14 protein-coding genes and 1 riboswitch are annotated in these 20,281 nt (G+C 47.9%); of the genes, 11 read left to right on the top strand and 3 right to left on the bottom strand.

All coding sequences use genetic code 11. The annotated features are described in order from the left end of the window. Positions 1-144: 144 nt before the first annotated feature. The 3 genes from PCH02S_RS10945 to sdhB are packed head-to-tail and all read left to right on the top strand — an operon-like array spanning position 145 to position 3,345. The gene (locus PCH02S_RS10945; protein WP_127452860.1) at positions 145-798 is read left to right on the top strand and encodes a succinate dehydrogenase cytochrome b558 subunit; all 654 of its coding nucleotides are present in this window, start codon (positions 145-147) and stop codon (positions 796-798) included. A gap of 16 nt (positions 799-814) precedes the next feature. Beyond that, entirely contained in the window at positions 815-2,578 is a 1,764-nt protein-coding gene (sdhA, locus tag PCH02S_RS10940) for a succinate dehydrogenase flavoprotein subunit (RefSeq protein ID WP_127452859.1), read from the top strand. Between the two features lie 2 nt (positions 2,579-2,580). Then, on the top strand, positions 2,581-3,345 hold the full coding sequence (gene sdhB, locus PCH02S_RS10935; protein ID WP_127452857.1) for a succinate dehydrogenase iron-sulfur subunit: 765 nt from the start codon (positions 2,581-2,583) through the stop codon (positions 3,343-3,345). A 66-nt stretch (positions 3,346-3,411) separates the two neighbouring features. On the opposite strand, the gene PCH02S_RS10930 is transcribed toward sdhB, so the two are convergent. Continuing rightward, entirely contained in the window at positions 3,412-3,594 is a 183-nt protein-coding gene (locus PCH02S_RS10930; RefSeq protein WP_127452854.1) for a hypothetical protein, read from the bottom strand. Positions 3,595-3,750: 156 nt separating this feature from the next. After that, a riboswitch (guanidine-I (ykkC/yxkD leader) is annotated at positions 3,751-3,858 on the top strand. A 65-nt stretch (positions 3,859-3,923) separates the two neighbouring features. Between PCH02S_RS10930 and PCH02S_RS10925 the strand changes: the two genes are divergently transcribed. From PCH02S_RS10925 to PCH02S_RS10910, 4 genes are all read left to right on the top strand, one after another. Beyond that, the gene (locus tag PCH02S_RS10925; RefSeq protein WP_127452853.1) at positions 3,924-4,946 is read left to right on the top strand and encodes an ABC transporter substrate-binding protein; all 1,023 of its coding nucleotides are present in this window, start codon (positions 3,924-3,926) and stop codon (positions 4,944-4,946) included. Positions 4,947-4,967: 21 nt separating this feature from the next. Next, positions 4,968-5,786, top strand: coding sequence for an ABC transporter permease (locus tag PCH02S_RS10920; protein WP_246069029.1), 819 nt, complete (start codon positions 4,968-4,970; stop codon positions 5,784-5,786). Between the two features lie 3 nt (positions 5,787-5,789). Further along, positions 5,790-6,608 carry an ABC transporter ATP-binding protein gene (locus PCH02S_RS10915; RefSeq protein ID WP_174806766.1) on the top strand — a complete coding sequence of 273 codons (819 nt, stop codon included), beginning with the start codon at positions 5,790-5,792 and terminating at the stop codon, positions 6,606-6,608. A gap of 384 nt (positions 6,609-6,992) precedes the next feature. Then, positions 6,993-8,051 carry a LacI family DNA-binding transcriptional regulator gene (locus tag PCH02S_RS10910; protein WP_127452851.1) on the top strand — a complete coding sequence of 353 codons (1,059 nt, stop codon included), beginning with the start codon at positions 6,993-6,995 and terminating at the stop codon, positions 8,049-8,051. A 54-nt stretch (positions 8,052-8,105) separates the two neighbouring features. Here PCH02S_RS10910 and PCH02S_RS10905 read toward each other — a convergent pair whose 3' ends face one another. After that, positions 8,106-9,083 carry a cation diffusion facilitator family transporter gene (locus tag PCH02S_RS10905; protein ID WP_127452849.1) on the bottom strand — a complete coding sequence of 326 codons (978 nt, stop codon included), beginning with the start codon at positions 9,081-9,083 and terminating at the stop codon, positions 8,106-8,108. 838 nt (positions 9,084-9,921) lie between these two features. Here PCH02S_RS10905 and PCH02S_RS10900 point away from each other — a divergent pair. The 3 genes from PCH02S_RS10900 (at position 9,922) to PCH02S_RS10890 (ending at position 17,620) form a co-directional block, all read left to right on the top strand. Beyond that, a complete protein-coding gene (locus PCH02S_RS10900; RefSeq protein ID WP_127452847.1) occupies positions 9,922-10,338 on the top strand; it encodes a hypothetical protein in 417 nt (138 codons plus the stop codon). A gap of 35 nt (positions 10,339-10,373) precedes the next feature. Beyond that, the gene (locus tag PCH02S_RS10895) at positions 10,374-10,850 is read left to right on the top strand and encodes an NUDIX domain-containing protein (protein ID WP_127452845.1); all 477 of its coding nucleotides are present in this window, start codon (positions 10,374-10,376) and stop codon (positions 10,848-10,850) included. A 191-nt stretch (positions 10,851-11,041) separates the two neighbouring features. Next, the gene (locus PCH02S_RS10890) at positions 11,042-17,620 is read left to right on the top strand and encodes a cadherin-like beta sandwich domain-containing protein (RefSeq protein ID WP_164819519.1); all 6,579 of its coding nucleotides are present in this window, start codon (positions 11,042-11,044) and stop codon (positions 17,618-17,620) included. Between the two features lie 57 nt (positions 17,621-17,677). On the opposite strand, the gene PCH02S_RS10885 is transcribed toward PCH02S_RS10890, so the two are convergent. Further along, positions 17,678-18,730 (bottom strand): LacI family DNA-binding transcriptional regulator, encoded by a 1,053-nt coding sequence (locus PCH02S_RS10885; RefSeq protein WP_164819518.1) that lies wholly within the window; start codon positions 18,728-18,730, stop codon positions 17,678-17,680. A 141-nt stretch (positions 18,731-18,871) separates the two neighbouring features. Between PCH02S_RS10885 and PCH02S_RS10880 the strand changes: the two genes are divergently transcribed. Further along, positions 18,872-20,275 carry an FAD-dependent oxidoreductase gene (locus tag PCH02S_RS10880; protein ID WP_127452840.1) on the top strand — a complete coding sequence of 468 codons (1,404 nt, stop codon included), beginning with the start codon at positions 18,872-18,874 and terminating at the stop codon, positions 20,273-20,275. Positions 20,276-20,281: the final 6 nt, after the last annotated feature.

The raw sequence follows: 20,281 nt of genomic DNA, 5'->3' as shown, positions 1-20,281 counted from the left end.
CTTACTAATTAGGTGTAAAATAGGCGTGGATGATTATGGGTTGACGCTCGTTTGCGGCGAGAGTAGAATGGTATGTGGCTTGTTTTGTCAGAACATGTCGGATGGTATTTATGAAATTTTGTTGAGGGGGGAATTGGTTACATTATGGGTAATTCGTATTACTTTCGAAAGATCCACTCTTTGCTTGGTGTAATTCCAGTGGGCTTCTTCCTTATTGAGCATTTGCTCACTAACTATGAAGCTACGAAGGGTCCACAAGCATTCGTGGATCAAATTAACTGGTTGAACGGTCTGCCGTTGGTCCTGCTGTTAGAAATCGTGGGCATCTGGCTTCCGCTTCTTTACCATGCCGTTTATGGACTTTATGTGGCTTATCAAGCACGTAATAACGTCTCGAACTACAGCTATTTCCGTAACCAAATGTTTATGCTTCAACGGGTAACCGGCGTTATTACGTTCCTGTTCGTAGCGTGGCATTTGTTCGAGACTCGTCTGCAAGTTGCACTAGGCAATGTTGCACACGAAAATCTCGGCATGACCATGCATGACATTGCGACGAATCCGGTTATGTTTACGGTTTATGTAATTGGTATCGTTTCAGCGACATTCCATTTCTGCAACGGTTTATGGTCATTCCTTGTAAGCTGGGGAATTACGGTTGGACCTCGCGCACAACGTTACTCCTCCATTATTTGGATGGTATTGTTCGTGGTGATGTCCGTGATGTTTATTATGTCTTTGACTGCATTTACAGATACGCAATTTCAAGTTCCGGTAGAAGCGCATTCGGGGCATTAAGGGAGGGTGAACAGAAGTGGCTAATTCGAAAATCATCGTCGTCGGTGGAGGCCTTGCGGGACTCATGGCGACAATTAAAGCAGCGGAGGCCGGAGTTCACGTGCAATTGTTCTCCTTGGTTCCTGTTAAACGTTCCCACTCCGTATGTGCGCAAGGCGGCATTAACGGTGCGGTGAATACGAAAGGTGAAGGGGACTCCACGTGGGAGCACTTTGACGATACCGTTTACGGTGGAGATTTCTTGGCGAATCAACCGCCAGTTAAAGCATTATGTGATGCAGCACCAGGCATCATTCACTTGATGGACCGTATGGGTGTTATGTTCAATCGTACACCGGAAGGTCTTCTTGATTTCCGTCGTTTCGGCGGAACGAAATATCACCGTACGGCATTTGCAGGTGCAACGACAGGGCAGCAGCTTCTGTATGCACTTGATGAGCAAGTGCGCCGCTGGGAAACAGCTGGTCTCGTAACGAAGTTCGAGCACTGGGAATTCCTTGGCTCCGTTTTGGATGACGAGAATGTGTGCCGTGGTATTGCGGCTCAAGATTTGCGCAGCATGGAGATCCAAACGTTCCCGGCTGACGCTGTTATTTTGGCAACTGGCGGCCCTGGTATTATCTTTGGTAAAACAACGAACTCCGTTATTAACACAGGTACGGCAGCAAGCGCTGTTTACCAACAAGGCGTTAAATATGCGAATGGTGAAATGATTCAAATTCACCCGACGGCGATTCCTGGCGATGACAAGCTTCGTTTGATGTCAGAGTCCGCACGTGGGGAAGGCGGTCGTATTTGGACTTACAAAGACGGGAAGCCTTGGTACTTCCTTGAAGAGAAATATCCGGCGTACGGAAACTTGGTGCCTCGTGATATCGCAACGCGTGAAATTTTCTCCGTTTGTATCGATCAGAAGCTTGGTATTAACGGCGAAAACATGGTTTACCTTGACCTTTCTCACAAAGATCCAAAAGAGCTTGATATCAAGCTTGGCGGTATCATGGAAATCTACGAGAAATTCATGGGCGATGATCCGCGTAAAATCCCAATGAAGATTTTCCCGGCGGTTCACTATTCCATGGGCGGTATGTGGGTTGACTACAACATGATGACGAACATCCCGGGCTTGTTCGCTGCGGGTGAGTGTGAGTATCAGCATCACGGTGCAAACCGTTTGGGCGCGAACTCCCTTGTTTCGGCGATCTATGACGGAATGGTCTCCGGTCCTAAAGCGGTTGAGTATATTCGCGGCCTAGAGAAACATGCGGATGATACGTCTTCCATCGTGTTCGATCGTGAGAAGAAACGTCACCAAGACCGTTATGAGAGCTTGCTCAAAATGAACAGCGGGACAGAAAATGCTTATGTTCTGCACAAAGAACTTGGCGACATGATGAATGCGAATATGACGGTTGTTCGTTACAATGATCGTCTTGAAGATACAATCAATAAAATCAAAGACATGAAAGAAAGATACAACAACATCAACATTACAGATACAGCTCGTTGGAACAACCAAGGGGTAGCGTTCACACGCCAACTCTGGAACATGTTTGAGCTTGCTGAAGCGATGACGGTGGGTGCATTAATGCGTAACGAGAGCCGTGGCGCGCACTACAAGCCTGACTTCCCTGAACGTGATGATGACAATTTCATGAAAACAACAATTGCCGATTGGACGCCGGAAGGTCCGAAAATCAGCTATGAAGACATTGATGTATCTTTGATTGCACCGCGGAAACGTGATTACTCCACGGAGAAGAAAAAGGGAGGACATTAATCATGGCTGAGACACTAAGCGCACAGAAAACCGTGAAGTTTATCGTGACTCGTCAAGAGAGTCCGGATTCTAAGCCTTATACCGAGGAATTTGAAGTTCCTTATCGTCCCAATATGAACGTCATCAGCGGTTTAATGGAAGTGCAGCGTAATCCAAAAAACGCGCGCGGTGATAAAACAACGCCAGTTTGTTGGGAATCCAACTGTCTGGAAGAAGTTTGCGGAGCTTGCTCCATGGTCATTAACGGTAAGCCGCGCCAAGCTTGTTCGGCTCTGATCGATAAGCTGGAGCAGCCGGTTCGCGTAGCTCCGATGAGCACGTTCCCTGTTATGCGTGACCTTGTCATCGACCGCGGACGCATGTTCAACGCTTTGAAGAAAGTCAAAGCATGGGTTCCGATCGACGGAACGTACGATCTTGGTCCAGGACCGCGTATGGCCGAGTCGAAGCGTCAATGGGCATACGAGTTGTCCAAATGCATGACTTGCGGCGTATGTCTGGAAGCTTGTCCGAACGTTAATGACAAGAACTCTTTCATCGGACCATCTGCGCTTTCCCAAGTTCGTTTGTTCAATGCTCATCCAACAGGTGAAATGAACAAAGACGAGCGTTTGGATGCGCTGATGACAGATGGCGGTATCGAAGGCTGCGGTAACTCGCAGAACTGCGTACGTTCTTGTCCGAAAGGCATTCCGCTGACGACTTCCATCGCAGCATTGAATGCAGACACAACAAAACATCTATTCAAAAAATGGTTAGGTGTGTAAGTAAGAGTTAAGAATAAAGCCCGATACCCTGAGCGACAGGGTGTCGGGCTTTTGTGCATACAGGGGTTAATTTGCCGGGGGAAGCGCGTTCGTCTCCGCCCAATCAGCGTTATCTATAGGGGAGGTCTGGAGAGGAGGCTTGATGGCCAGATCTTCCTGGCTTGGTACTGCAGCAGGGATGGTTTCGTTTTTTGACGCAGCTGCCATCGTGATATCTAACATACTTAAGTGGAAATGAATCGAGTACATCATATGCACCTCCAAGTCCGTTGTTATTATGTAATATATTATTACATAAATGGGTGGTTTGACAACAAAATATATTTTTGTGTTATGTATATTGACATAAGCGTAGGATGTAAGTATGATAAAGACAAATGTAAGAGTTAGTTACAACCTCATAGCAAACTTGTTTTCTAGGGTTCCGCGGCAGATGAAGGCTGTCGGTCTGGTCCAAGAGAAGACACACGGTGAAGGTCATCGTGCACACGGAGGGATAAAAGCCCGGGAGGATATCAGAATATGATATCGTTCCGGGTTTTTCTTTTTACCAGTTTAAATGGAGAGGGAGAATCAGAATGAGAAAAAGAATGGTATTTCTGATGATGGCGTTGTTACTCGCTTTTACAGTCGTGAGCGGATGCTCGAGCAAAGAGGCAGCAAGCAAGGCAGCAAGTGGCAGTGATCAGCCTATCAAATTGGCGCTTAGTCCATGGCCGGGCTGGTTTGTTTGGTATTTGGTGAAGGAAAAAGGGTTCTTTGAGAAAAATGGCGTAAAGGTCGATCTTGTTTGGTTCCCCGTGTACAGTGACTCCTTATCTGCCCTTGCGTCAGGCAAAGTCGATGCGAATAGCCAAACTTTAAGTGATACGCTTGCTCCGGCGAGCAAAGGGATTCCACTTAAGGCGGTGCTTGTGAACGATAACTCCAATGGTGGAGACGGCGTCGTAGTCAAACCTAACATCAATTCGCTGCAGGATTTAAAAGGGAAAAAAGTAGCAACGGAGCTGGGAACGGTTGATCATCTGCTCATGCTAACGGCGCTTGAGAAGGCCGGCCTCGCTGAGAAAGACGTTTCTTACACCAATATGACGGTGAACGATGCAGGACCTGCTTTCATCTCAGGCAACCTGGACGGCGCCGTACTGTGGGAGCCCTTCCTGAGCAAAGCGATTCAAGAGGGCAAAGGCAAGCTGTTATTTTCCTCCAAGGATACGCCTGGACTCATTCCTGATCTGCTCGTATTTAAAGAAGAAATTACCAAAAATCGACCGGAAGACGTGAAGAAAATTCTGAATGCCTGGTTCGACGCGCTGGACTACTGGAAAGCTAATCCGGAAGAGTCGCTGCAAATTATGGCGAAGGCGGCTGAGACGCCAGTGGACGAATACAAAGCTGGGGTCGACAGCGTGAAAATATTTCAGTTAGACGATAATGTGAAAGCTTTCCAAAAAGGGGATTCATACAGCTCCCTGCATTATACATCACAGAAAACTGCCGAGTTCTTGAAAAGCTTGGATATGCTGAGCACCATCCCGAAAGCAGAAAGCTTCTTGGACGGACATTTTGTCGAAGAAGTGATGAAAGAGCGAAAGAAATAACAGGTGAGTGAGAGGTGCTCTATGGAAACGGCTATGAAAAAAAGACGCAAATCCACGTTGTTTGCCATACGAGGCGACATCAATCGTAAAACGTATGTTTCAGGCATTGTTCTCATTATATGTTTGGCAGTTATCTTTTGGAGTGTGCTCAGCTATGGTAATCTGGTGAATCGAACCTTCTTGCCGACACCGGATCAGGTGCTTCGCCAATTTGCCATTCAGCTGCAGAGTTCCACGTTTTGGCATCATGTTGGCATTAGTATTTTTCGTGTAGGGGCAGGATTTTTACTTGCTTGTTTGCTTGGGATTCCGCTTGGGATTCTGGCGGGTACGTTTCGTTTTGCGGAAGCGCTGCTCGTTCCACCGACCGAATTTATTCGCTATATGCCAGCTACGGCATTCATTCCGCTGATTATGGTTTGGGCAGGAATCGGGGAGTGGGCGAAGGTCATCGTCATTTTCATCGGCTGCTTCTTCCAGCTCATGCTGATGGTGGCAGACAATACGCGATCGGTGTCTAACGATTTGCTGCAAACCTCGTACACCCTTGGCGCGAATCGCTGGCAAGCCATTGAGAAAGTGCTGATCCCTGCGCTGCTGCCTGATTTGATGAACACCTTGCGTTTAATTATTGGCTGGGCATGGACCTATCTTGTGGTAGCAGAGCTAGTTGCGGCAAGCAGCGGGCTGGGATTCTCCATCATGAAGGCGCAAAGGTTCCTGAATACGGATCAAATCTTCGTGGGTATTATCGCCATTGGCTTGCTCGGATTAATGACGGACCGTACCTTTGCATATTGTCACCGCAGATTTTTCCCATGGCTGGAAGGAGGGCGTTAACTGATGCGAACACAACAAGCAGCCCTACATATTGAACCTTCGCATGAAAAAGAAATGAAAATGAGCAAAATTATGGCCTCTGATATTACGAAAGTGTACAGCTCGAAGAAGTCGCAGTTTGTAGCGCTCGACAGAGTTTCCTTCCATGTGGATGCACATGAGTTTGTGAGTTTTGTTGGTCCCTCCGGCTGCGGGAAGTCCTCTCTTCTGCGAATTGTTGCGGGTCTAGAGACGATGACAACAGGATCTCTGAGCATTTCGGGGCATGAAATTGATGGTCCGGGCGCTGATCGCGGAATGGTGTTCCAATCCTACACGCTGTTTCCGTGGCTTTCCGTGCGGGAAAACATTGAGTTCGGACTGACGCTGAAGGGTGTTCCTATCTTCGAAAAAAGAGCTATTTCCGATCACTTTATGGAGCTAGTGGGTTTGCAAAAGTTCGCCAGATCGCTGCCGAAGGAGCTCTCCGGCGGAATGAAACAACGGGTGGCGATCGCAAGAGCACTCGCCAACAATCCGGAAGTGCTGCTGATGGATGAGCCTTTCGGGGCGCTCGATCCGCAGACCAAAAACTCGATGCAAGAGCTGCTGCTGCGCATCTGGGAGAAGGAAAAGACGACCGTCGTGTTCATCACGCACGATATCGAGGAAGCGATCTTCCTTTCTCAGCGTGTGTATGTGATGCAGGCGCATCCGGGCACAATTCGCAAGGAGATCGTCATTCCACCCGGGTTGCGGGACGTGGAAGATGTGAAGGATTCGGAGTCATTCCTGAAGTTGAAAAAGCAGATCATTTCCCTGATTGGGCATCATGAGGAATGAATGGAAACTTGGCCGTTGTTGCGGTCAAGTTTTTTTTGTTGTTTTAGAGCCAAGCTCATTGGATGAATTCCAACGAAAAGGCGATTTTAGATACCTAAATGCCTATTTGATTGGACAGAATCCAGCAAAGCTATAAGTTTTGAATGGATTTAGAGGCTTTTTAACCATTGTAGTTGGATTTCATCCAACCAAAAGAAAAATGAGTACGTCTGTAGCGTGTTCTCGTTGTATTTTATCCAATGGGGTTACACACATAAGGACCGTCAGGATGAAACTTGAATCCACTGGACAATCTCTGGAAAATTTACTTTTACTGTTCTAATTGACGAGGGATTGGCTGTTCGATAGAATAAATTAAAGCGATTCATAAATGAGGGAAATCATGTGAATAAAAGTAAACAGCCTACAATTATCGATGTGGCATCGGAAGCCGGCGTTTCCATTGCTACCGTATCGAATGTTATCAATCGCAGGAAGGTGCCGATGGCGCCCGAAACGATCCGCAAGGTGGAAGAAGCTGTTGTACGGTTAGGCTATCGCCGGAATGTGATGGCGACGAATTTGAGCCGCCGCAGGTCCTATGAGCTCGGGTTGATTATTCCGCATTTTGGCGGCTATTATGGCCGTTTTGCGGAGAACCTGGAGCAGAAGGTGCATCATTTCGGCTACCATTTGTCCATCTTCTCGGCGGCCGGTATGGATCCGGAGATTGAACAGCGCCATCTGGAGCACTTGTTACAGCGCAGAGTAGACGGCTTGGTCAGCCATGGATTGGCGATGAGCATGCAGTCTACGCAGCAGTTAGTCGGAGAGGGCACGCCCCTTGTCATCTTCAATGGGTGGGGATGGCCGAACGAAATCGTCAAAATGGCGGTTAACTTGGATTTTGCGAAAGCGTCTTCGGAGGCGGTTCAGCATTTTCTGGAGAACGGCTGCCGCTCCGTGATTTATGCAGGCAGAAGCAAGGGAATGGGAGCTAACGAACAGCGTATCCAAGGATTTATGGCTGGACTAAGCGGTCGCGGAGAATCGACCGTGCATGCGCTTTTGGATGCAGGGGAGCTTGGGATTGAGGGTACACTTGATGAAGCGCTGCGCTTAAGCGGTGATCTGCGGCCTATCGGGATCTATACGTTTAATGATGCTTTGGCGCTTGAGCTCTTGGCCCTTTGCCACGAACGTGGAATATCCGTGCCCGGAGAGATACAGCTCATTGGGATGGATAATGAGTTTTTCTCGAAGTCGAGCTACCCGTCCATTACCAGCTTTGAGATGCCCGTTGATTTGCAAACCAGCTTGGTTGCGGCCTTTCTCATGCGGCAGATTGGGGAAGAGTTGGACGAGGAGAATACGCAGCTGCTGGAGGAATACTTGCCACGTGTGACAGGGCATGAACTGTTTATTGATCTAGAGATGATCGTACGGAAATCTTCAGGAAAATAAGAAAGACCATTGATCACTTGGGGGAGAGATCGATGGTCTTATCTTTTTTTTGGATTAAAGGAGTGGTAGGGAGCTGCTGGAAGCGGAGTTCAAACGGTTTTGATGCTTCAGGAAAGCTTTACCGTACTCCCCATGCGGATTGATTTCGGCATGCTCAATTTGAATCGTGGCATGCTCGATGCCGTATTTGCTTTTGAGCGTTTCATTGATGGCCAGAATGACGCAGAACGGTTGAATGTTCGGACTGATGAACACGTGAGCTGTTAAGGAATAATGGTCCGTCGAAACGGCCCAAAGATGCATTTCATGCACATCCTCTACGCCCTCGACAGAGGCGATCTGCTTACGAATTTCGTCCAGGTTATAACGCTCCGGCACGGATTCCATGAGAATCAAGTACGATTCACGAATAATTTTGCTGCCGCCGATGAAAATAATGCCGCCAATCACCATGGAGATGAGTGGGTCGAAGATGAGCAATCCAGAGTAATAAATAATAATGGATGATACAATGACGCCAACTGAGCTGAGCAGATCGCCAAAAAAGTGCCAGAGGGCGCTTTTGACATTGAGATTATCCTCTTCCTTCACGCTGTTATGGAGCACCAAGGTGAGCACCAGATTGACGATGAAACCGATCGAAGCAATCCCTAACATAAGGCCAAGCTGGATCGGCTGAGGATGAATCATGCGTTGAATGCCCTCGATGAAGATCCCTAGGGCGATCACGCAGAGGGCGAGGCCGTTTAGGAATGAAGCGATGATCTCAAACCGCAGGAACCCGAACGTGAATCGGGCGTTTGGCTGCCGGGTTGCGAGATGCAGGGCAATCATGCTTAAGCCCAGAGCGATGACATCCGAGATCATATGGGCCGAATCCGATAGCAGCGCGAGCGAATTGGAGAGCACTCCGCCGACGATTTCTACAATGGTGAAAAAGGCAGTTAGCAGAAGGGTTACCCACAATGTTTTTCTGGATTTAGTTTGTTTTTTTACGTGGTGAAGATGGTGGTAGTCGTATTCGGTATTCATACGGTCCCTCCCTATTTATAATAATTCTAATTTAATTATTACTATTATATGCTAGGATGGGGAAAGGTGCAACCCTTTTTGGGCGATTTACAGATTAAGCACAAATTCTGAGAAGTCTGTAAAATGAGTAGGAGGAGGGTGTGGAGGCGTTTAGAGGCGTGTAAGAGCGCATGGAAAAGTATAGAGACGTTATAGAAACGTATGGAAGCGTATAGAAGCCTAAAAAGCGTATAGAAGTGCTTAAAGAGGAAAAGAATAAAGCGTTTTCTATTTTGTAACATAAATGAAATATTCCTGTTATGGTTCCATAATGTTCGGAGGGTAATATAATAACCAAGACCCCCTTTTTAATATAAACTTTTTTGAACCCGGCCCCGTTGGCTGGGTTCCTTTTTTTGTCTGGAAGTTATTTCTTCGCAGTATTCTGGAGATGAAATGGCTTATCGGGTTGGTAGCATTGACCTTAGCGGAACTAGGTTCCTCTATTACTTTTAAATTTACCGATTCCCTCAGAGAATGGGAACTATGATCCTCTATTCCGCCTATACCTGTCCATATGTGAGGTTTAAACACAAATAAAGCCCTGTAGTTCCGTCTAGACCTTCATTTTGACTATTTTAGCTCAAATAGCGCCCTGTACTTCCTTTATTACTTCATGCTCCAAGATTTGATACAACATTGACTCAACGAAAAGAGAATGTCCATACGGCAGATTGTTCTGCTCAGGATACAGCTTCTTTTTTCACTCTCCAAACAATATATCTAATACTGTTCCAAATTGGCCGCGAGACGCATGATTAACAAAGTTGCACTCAGCAAACGGGAGGGGCAATCCATTATGTTAAATTCATTTTTCACGAAGATCTATATGGCGATGTCCGGATTCAAAAATAACGTAAAGCAATTATCTGGAAATCCTGATATGCTAGAGGATGAAGCAGTCGCTGGGACGAGGGTTGAAATAGATGAGTTCCCCGATTTATTGCACGATATTTCGTCCATTTTCGAAAAAGGGTTAAGCGAGCAGGATATCAAGATTGCTCAACATACGATTGAAGCATTAAGCATCGACGGAACGACGAAGTTTCACTATATTGTGCGTTTGAATGCGGAAGTCTTGGGGATGACCATGATTGCGGTTCGCGATCGGCCGACGAGTGCGGTTCTGTGTTTTGTAACAGAGGAGAAGGTTGCTTATCACATTCAGGGGGTCATCTCCGTCTTTCATTTACCTGAAAATCAAGTTCTGCAGTAGCAATATATGATACCTATTGAAAGGCGATGATCTAATTGACTTATCCAATCCGGGTAAGAGCGTGTGCGCTTATTATCGAAAATGATGCTGTTCTGCTTATACAATTTGAAGACAAAAACGGGATTCATTACAATCTTCCGGCAGGTGGCGTGGAGGCTGGAGAGTCCGTCATAGAAGCAGTGAAGCGGGAGGCTTGGGAGGAAGCCTCTGTGGATGTAGAAGTAGGGCCGCTGGCCTTTGTTTCCGAACATGTTCCGCACTTGATAACTACGTATGAAAGCAATTCGCCGCACTGCCTAAGCTTGATGTTTGATTGCCAGATAAAAGAAGGCTCCAAACCGTCTCTACCTGCGAATCCCGATGAGAACCAAACGGGTGTCAGATGGGTTTCATTTTCTGAGCTGGACAGCATAGTGCTCTATCCGAATATTAAGCAGCTGATTAAGGATTACGCGAGGAATCGGAAGAGAAATATTGAACTGATAGAAGAGTACAAACTTGCGATAAATTGATGCTGTTAAAAAGCCGCCGATGCATACCCATGCTCGGTTTTTTTAATTGAGAATAATATTTTGACAATCTATGTTTCTAGTGGAAATAATGCAATCATTTTAATCTTATTATCATGTGAAAATAGAAGTCCGTATGATAAGCTTTACTGGTCATGCATTTTAATATTGACAGATCGTTGAGGAGGGATAATTTGTTAAAAAATCTACAAAGAGCAGGTATTATGCTCATTTGTTTCTTGCTCGTTTTTGGAACGATGCTGGGGCAAAAGACGATGGCCGCAACTCAGCAGCCAGGCGATCAGCACAGCGTAATTCCGAACGAGCCTATAACAGGCGCCGCATATGGAAATGGTGTGTATGTGGCGGTGGGTTACTACGGCAAAATTTTGAAGTCAACCGATGGGTTCGATTGGCAGATAGCCGCGGATAGATCACGCCTGGATGTGACCTATACCAGCGTTGCATTCGGTGGCAATCAATTTGTTGCTGTCGGAGATCAAGGGACGGTGATGACGTCTCCGGACGGAACCGTATGGACGCAACGAGATTCTACGATATCCAGCAGAATTGATAGAGTTGCATATGTGCAAAACTTGATCAACAAGTTTTTCGCGGTTACGACGGGTGGCAAGGTGATTACCTCATCTGACGGCAAAACTTGGTCGTCGATGACGATCGGGACGAGCAATAATTTGACTTCCATAGCGGTCAGCGACACAACGATTGTAATTGGCGATTCTGGCGGTTATGTACATACGTCTACAGATGGAAGTACTTGGACTAAGCATACGAAGCTTTCGGGTTCATTTTTTATTAATTCTGTGCTGAGTCTTAATAATCGCTTCTATGCCAATGACGCTTTGGGATCAAGTTATACATCCCTTGATGGTATTACCTGGTCTGGTCCATTCAGAGCAGCCGGCAACACATCGAGCCAAATATTTGGAGGCTTATATGACACTGTAAATTTCAAATATTACTTATTCGGCTACGACGGGACGTCGTATGGCGGTATTTTTACGTCCACGAATGGTACTACTTTTCAACAACAACCTAAAGGCTCCACGATGACAGCTCAAAATGCCTTCTATGCAAAGGGCGTATTTATGCAGCTTGGGAATGACGGAATTGTTGTTTCCACCGATGGCGTGAATTGGCAATACCCGTATGGTGGTTCATTTGGCAATGTGATCTATGATGGATCCCGCTATGTGGCCGTTGGGCGAAATGGGAATGATGGCTTTATTAAAGGGTCAGTAGACGGCATTAATTGGTCCAAGGTTAATTTGAACTTGGTTCCTGCGATGACTTCCATTATTTATTTTAATGGCAAGTATGTTGCTGTGGGGAACTGGGGAACGGTGGCTACATCAAGCGATGGCACGACTTGGACGGTAAATCCCACGGCGATTTCAGATTACAAACTTACTTCTGTCGCCTATGGGAATGGTGTACTCATTGCAGTAGACGAGATCGGTACGATCTATAAGTCAACGAATAATGGAGTGACTTGGTTACCACCAGTTAGAGAAGATACGGATAATTATAATGCCCTGCAGTTCGTTTCCTACACAAGTGGAAAATTCTATGCCGTTGGAGATTATGACACTTATCTAGAGTCGACAGATAGTGGGGATAGTTGGCATGTAGTTGCCTCTACTGCGGTTCCGTCCGCTGCTTTCTTCAACATCAATATGATGCAGCAAGCGGACATTCCGGTGACTTTGACGAATACACTCAAGAGCATCACTGTCAGCAACAGAGGCACGACACTGAACCTAGGTACTGATTTTACGGTGTCAGGCAGTGTTGTAACGCTGAAAAAAGAGTTTTTGTCTCAACTGGCTGAAGGATGGCAGACGTTTACTTTTCATTCGAGCAATGGAGCATCGCAGACCTTTGCAATAAAAGTAACAAACACATCCGCTGCATTAGGTCAGGCGGCAACCGTTAAACTGTCGAAAGACGGAATCGCCACTTGGAATCCAGTTGCAGGCGCAGCAGGCTATGAAGTACAGCTGTACCGCAATGATTCCGTGTGGGGCAGCGCAGTTTTAACGAGTGCCGGTACGCTAAGTGCAGATTTCCTGAGTGCTATGCGTTCAGCAGGCCCAGGCAAGTATACGTTTAAAGTTAAGGCAAAAGGAAATATGGTTAACTACAAAGACGGGCAGCAATCGGCCGCTTCGAATATTGTAGAGATTTATAAAGCGCCAACAGAGGATGCTGCAGCGATCAAAGCGGGAACCGCGCAAAATGTGAACTTTAGCATCAAAGTGAATAATGCTGTAAATGGAGCGCTTGTGACAGCTCAAGTGGCTGGTGCAAATGTTTTAGATACAGTAATAAATGTTACTGCGGATGCAAGCGGCAAAGCAACACTGCCTATTGACATCACGAAGCTAGCGGAAGGCAGCAACGATATTGTGATTGCTTTTACCGTTGGAACGGACAATTTCTCCGAAGAATTAACGGTTACGCTCACGAAAGACACGATTGCACCTCTTGTACCAACGGAGGACGGAACGGCGGATAAGGCAGGAACGACGCAGAATACGAATTTCAATATTGTCGTTAATGCCGAAACCGATGCCAAGGTGACAGCGCAAGTGGGAGCTGCGAATGTGCTTCAAACTGGCACTGATGTCAAAGCGGCTAACGGGAAAGCAACGCTGCTAATTGATCTGGCGAAGCTTGCTGAAAACGCCAATCAGATCGCCGTTGTTGTGACGGACGCAGCAGGAAACGCATCAGGTACGCTGACGGTACCCGTTACGAAAGATACGATAGCGCCGAACAAGCCGCTTGAAGATGGATCAGCAGATAAAGCAAACACGACGCAGAATACCAATTTCGATATCATCGTAACCGCAGAGAATGGGGCCAAGGTGACAGCGAAAGTGGGAGGCACGAATGTGCTGCAGTCTGGTTTGGAAGTAACGGCGGCGACTAATAAAGCCGTACTACCGATTGATGTAGCGAAGTTGGCGGAAGGACCGAACAGCGTCACAATTGAAGCGAAAGATGCTGTTGGTAATACCTCCACAGCCTTGACGATTACTGTCAATAAGGATACGAGTCCACCCAATGTTCCAACGGAAGACGGAACGGCCAACAAAGCGGGAACGACTCAGAACGCTAACTTCAACATTATCGTAAATGCAGAAACGGGTTCAGCAGTGACAGCGAAAGTAGGAGGCGCGAACGTCCTCCAGTCGGGAATAAGTGTAACGGCTGTTGGTGGTAAAGCGACGCTGCCTATTGATTTTACGAAGCTCGCTGAAGGATCTAACGTAATCGAAGTTGTCGCAACAGATGCGATAGGCAATGCTTCTAATGCTTTGACCGTTGCGGTAGCGATAGATACGACTGCGCCAAGTACTCCAACGGAAGATGGAACGGCGCAGAAAGCAGGTACGACCCAGAACGCAAACTTCAGCATCATCGTAAATGCAGAATCAGGGGCAGCGGTGACAGCGAAAGTAGGCGGCACCAGCGTTTTGCAATCGAGTGTGACAGCTGCAAATGGCAAAGCAACACTGCCTATTGATCTTTCACTCCTCACAGAAGGCGTAAACAGTATTGACATTGTTGCAACAGATGGTATGGGGAATGCCTCCGGCACATTGACAGTACCAGTAACCAAAGATATAACACCACCGGCTGCACCTGTCGAAGATGGATCGGCTAACAAAGATAATACGACGCAGAATGCCAATTTTGACATCATCGTAACCGCTGAAAATGGAACAACGGTGACGGCGAAAGTGGGAAGCACGAATGTGCTGTTGTCTGGTTCGGAAGTAACGGCGGCGAATAATAAAGCCGATCTGCCGATTGATGTAACGAAGCTGGCGGAAGGACCGAACAGCATTACAATTGAAGCAAAAGATGCCGTTGGCAACCCGTCCGTTACTTTAACGATTACGGTCAATAAGGATACGAAATCTCCAGATGATCCGGCGGAAGACGGAACGGCCAACAAAGCGGGAACGACGCAGAACGCGAATTTCAACATTATCGTAAATGCAGAAACGGGTTCAACCGTGACTGCGAAAGTAGGAGCCACGAACGTCCTGCAGTCGGGAACAAGTGTAACGGCTGTTGGTGGTAAAGCGACGCTGCCTATTGATTTTACGAAGCTTCCAGAAGGACCTAACGTGATTAAAGTTATCGCAACGGATGCCACAGGCAATGCGTCCAATGCACTAAGCGTTGAGGTAACAATAGACACGACTCCGCCAACTGATCCTACGGAAGATGGAACAGCGCCGAAAGCAGGTACGACCCAGAACGCAAACTTCAGCATCATCGTAAATGCAGAATCAGGGGCAGCGGTGACAGCGAAAGTAGGCGGCACTAGTGTTCTAGAATCGGGAACGAGTGTGACAGCTGTAAGCGGCAAAGCAACACTGCCCATTAATCTCTCGCTACTTATGGAAGGCCTAAACAACATTGAGATTGTTGTGACAGATGGTATGGGGGCTGCTTCCGGCACATTGACAGTACCTGTAACCAAGGACACGTCACCGCCGGCTGTACCCGTCGAAGATGGGTCAGCAGACAAGAATAATACAGCACAAACGGATAACTTCAACATCATCGTTGATACCGAAGCGGGTGCAAATGTCACGGCGATGGTCGGCAATAATAATGTCCTACAGGCTGGAACGACTGTAACAGCAGTTGGCGGCAAAGCGATCCTGCCTATTGATTTGTCGAAGCTGGCAATGGGCGACAATGAGATTAAGATCGTAGCAACGGACGCGATTGGTAATTCATCAACAGCATTAACGGTCAAGGTTACCCGTGAGCTGAGCTCAAATGCTGATTTAAGCGCTTTGGGTGTTAGCCGTGGAAGTTTGAATGAGATTTTTGCAGCTGGAACGACGAATTACACGTTAAGCGTAGCCAATAACGTTGAGACTATGACGGTTACTCCAACGACAGCGGACGCTGGCGCGAGTGTCACTGTAAAAGGCCAAACGGTACAAAGCGGTCATGCAAGTGCGGATATTGCGCTTAATGTTGGCGTGAATCACATTGAAATTGTTGTAACAGCTGTGAATCACACAACGAAAACCTACACGATCGATGTAACGAGAATTAGCAACAATGCACTGCTTGCAGATTTATCGGTCGACCAAGGGACGTTAACACCGGATTTCTCAAACTCCCAGCTTCATTATCAAGTGGAAGTACCCAATACGGTTTCAGGTCTCAATATGTTTTTAGTAAAGGCTGAGCCTAGTGAAACGATTACTGTAACGGGTGCTACCTATTCAACAGTAACAGGCGATGTTTATACCTACAGTGCTAGCAATTTGAACGTTGGTTCAAACACGATAAGCATTGTAGTAACTGCTCAGGATGGTACGACAAATAATACGTATAGCCTGACTGTTGAACGCGCGCCTATTTTAAGCGAGAACGCGGACTTGAGCAGTTTGAAGCTTTCGAACGGAGCGCTGACGCCGGCATTTGCAGCCGGGCAAACGAGTTACACATCCAATGTAGCCAATGCGGTATCCAGTCTTTCGGTAACAGGCACTTTGGCTGATAGCCATTCGACGATGACTGTCAATGGAATACCGGCCCTAAGCGGCCAAATTAGCGGGAATATGAATTTAATTGTCGGTGCAAACCTAGTCACGGTCATCGTGACAGCGCAGAACGGGACGCAGAAGATTTATACAGTTACCGTGAATCGCGCGGCACAGGAAATTACGGATGAGCATGAGAACGAACATGATGACGCCGGTAACCCTGGTTCTGTAAACTCCGATCCTAATTCTGTCACTGGAACAAACGGTCAATTAACACTTCAAGTAGGCCAATCAGGAGTAGTTAGTTTAGGTGATTCCATTACCATTTCTATTCCTGCCGGAGCCATAATGAAAGAACTGAAATTATCGATTGAAAGATTAGTGAACACGCAAAATCTAATTAAGGATAAAGAAATTCTTGTGAGCCCGATCTTTGAGATTTTGAAAAACTTCACGGAGAACTTCAGTAAACCGGTCACATTGAGCTTCGCTTTTAACCCATCGGCTGTTCAAAAAGATCAAAGACCATCTGTCTACTATTATGACGAAGTGCAGAAACAGTGGGTTGAAGTCGCTGGAGGCATTGTGAATGGCGATCGAATTACTGTAGCGGTGAATCACTTTACAAAATATGCGGTATTCGCTGTCGGACCAACCGAACCAACGAAGGGGCCTTCTGGCAACCCAGCTTTCCGGGATATTGCAGGACATTGGGCAGAGGTTAGCATTCAAAATGCAGTTAACGGAGGAATCGTCAGTGGATATCCGGACAGTACGTTTAAACCGGATTCAACGGTTACGCGCGCTGAATTCGCGGTTATGCTCATGAATGCGTTGAAACTGCAAGGCGAAGGAGCGCAATTAACCTTCACAGACAATGCCAAAATCGGAGCATGGGCACAGCAAGCTATCGGAAAAGCAGTCAAAGCAGGCATCATTCACGGCTATGAAGATGGCAGCTTCCGCCCGGATGCCCCAATTACACGTGCCGAAATGGCCGTCATTATCGCAAACGCGATGGGGGCATCCACGACGGCAGGCGCGGCTACGGGCTTCTCGGATGACGAGACGATCCCGGCATGGGCCAAAGGCAGCGTTGCTTTCGTGAAGCAAGCGGGTATTGTGCAAGGCCGAGACAACAATACGTTTGCTCCGCAAGCTAACGCAACAAGAGCCGAATCTGTTGTAGTTTTGTTAAAAGCGTTGGAAAAAAAGAACAAATAGCATGAACTTAAAAGAGGCTGCCCCTAGTCATTCACGACTTTGGGGGCAGCCTCTTAGTTATACAATAGTAGATTCCAAATTCTCAGCCGTCGTCTGTCCGATCCACAGCTCCCCCTGAATGCGAATATGCTCACACGGCAGCGTGGGATTTGCGATACGCCAGAGCATGCGATCGGCCGCCCGGTAGCCGGTTTCGCGAACGGACAGCAGCGGCCGGGTGAACTCCGGCAGGGAAGCGGGCTGCTCATTAAGCATGCCGATGAGGGAGATGTCCTCGGGGATGCGCAGCCCCAGCTCGGTGCAGAGCTGATACACAGCCGGGACCTCGCCGTCGACGCCGCAAATCAAAGCGGTAGGCGCGCTGCGAAGCAGCTTGGCGCGCAGGTCATCCAGCCAATGCGGATTCGTACTCCGCGCATCGATGGAATGCTGGCGGGGATCGATCGCCGCCTCAAATTCATTCATGGCATGCTGGAAGGCCTGCCAGCGCAGGATAAACCCACGTTGTTGGTGCGTATCGCCAACATACATGATCCGGACATGCCCGATGGACCGCAGGTAGGCAACGGCTTGGAAGGTCGCTTCATAGATGTCCCAGATGACGCTGTCTACTTTGGTGCCGAGCGGTGGATAGCTCAGCAGAATTTTGGGGATCGGCAGCTTCAGAAGCTCATCCTCCCAAGATTTAGGCGTCAGACTGGGCGCAATGAAGATGCCGTCGGTATAGGCAATGCCATGCTCCTCCAGCCAGTCGGACATCTCGCTGCTTCGAATGGAAGTCGGCAGCATACAAACCTCGATGTGGTGGCCGAAGGAGGCGAAGCGATCCTGCAAGCCGCCGATCAAACGCGCATGATAGTTCAAGGATGCCTCGGTTTGCACAAGCAGGAATCTCATTTTTTCCACAGGGTAAGGTGAGATGTGCTCGGCGCGCAGGCTGCGAATTTGATCCTTGGTAAAATACCCTCGCTGCTCCATCGTTTCGAGGATCAGCTGGCGGGTCGTCTCGGACATGCCAGGTTTGCCTTTTAATGCTTTGGAGACGGTCTGTACGGTGACTCCCAGTTCTTTGGCGATTGTTTTTTGTGTTACGTCTTTGCGTATTGGCACGTGATTCCACCTCACAGTTGGCATGCTGCATCTTGATTTCTATCGTACCATGATCGCTTTTTTGATTAAACTAAAATTAAACTAGTTTCACTTTCCGGTCGGACTATAATGAAGGTATCAGATCCTATGGAGGTAGAACAAATGGCTAAACAAACGGCACAAACCATTACAGTTTCATCTGAACTTCCAATTTCCTATACACCGGACGTCGTCGTTGTCGGAGGCGGGGCATCGGGTGTTGCCGCAGCCATGGCAGCAGCACGCAATGGCGCAGACACACTGCTGATCGAGCAGCGGGGATATTTGGGCGGCATGGGGACGGCAGCATTGGTGCCTGCATTTTGCCCATACTCGGATGGCGAAAAGCCGATCATACGCGGAATTGGTCTGGATCTTCTGAACGAGATGAAGCAGGCAGCAGGGGATGCGTTTCACGAGCGTTATAAGGAGCAGTTGGACTGGGTGCCTATCGATGTTGAAACGCTGAAGCGTGTGTATGATCAGCAGGTTTTGGAAAGCGGTGCCAAAATCTTGTTCCACACCGTTGCGGACCAAGTGCTGCTGGAAGGAGACCGGATCAGCGGTCTCGTGATCAGCAACAAATCGGGACGTTCGGTCGTTCAAGCTAAGCTTTATATTGATGCAAGCGGGGACGCGGATTTGGCGGCGTTAGCCGGTGTACCGTTCCAGACTGGCGGGGTAAATGGCGAGCTGCAGCCGGGAACGATGTGTTATCTCGTAACGGGAGCGGATAAAGCGCGTTTCGATCAGTTCTGCCAGGAGTCGGGGCAATCCAAGCAGCTCGACAAAACCATCGTGGAAGCGCAGCAAAACGGAGATCTCCCGGAAGGCCGCAAGCGCGTATCCGGTATCGCATGGATTACCGATTCGATTGCGGGCTTTAATTTTGGACATATTTTCGGAATCGATGGTACTAGCGCGGAGGATTTGACGCATGCGGCTATTGAAGGGCGCAAACTGATCGATGTACAAATTAAATTCCTGCGCAAGTATGTGCCAGGGTTCGAGAATATTCATCTCGTGCACTCCGGCGATCAAATCGGGATTCGGGAAACACGCCGCATAGCAGGCGACTATACGCTTGTCGTGGATGATTTCATCTCCATGCGGACGTTTGAAGATGATATTGCGCGTAATGCGTACTTTATCGATATTCACCTTGCCAATGCCAGCAGCACCATGGTTATCAAGCATTTGCCAAAAGGTAAATCACACGGTGTTCCCTACCGCTGCATGCTGCCACAGGGCAAATCCAACCTTATCGTTGCCGGACGCTCAGTTTCGTCGGACCGTCCTGTACAAGGCTCGCTGCGCGTAATGCCGAACTGCTTTGCCATGGGGCAAGCGGCCGGTACGGCTGCGGCCATGGCGAGCGTGACAGGCGCCGGTTTCCGTGAGGTAAACATTCCGGAGCTTCAGCGTAGGCTGGTAGAGCAAGGGGCTTGGCTTGGCGAAAATCCTGGAAAAGTAGAAGCTGTTACGGTGGCCTCCGGTCACATTGAATACGACGAGGAAAGCAACTAAATCGAG

It is taken from the genome of Paenibacillus chondroitinus NBRC 15376 (assembly GCF_004000765.1).
GTDB lineage: Bacteria > Bacillota > Bacilli > Paenibacillales > NBRC-103111 > Paenibacillus_E > Paenibacillus_E chondroitinus.
The sequence above is the reverse complement of the archived record's forward strand: the minus strand, read 5'-3'. Positions and strand labels throughout refer to the sequence as shown.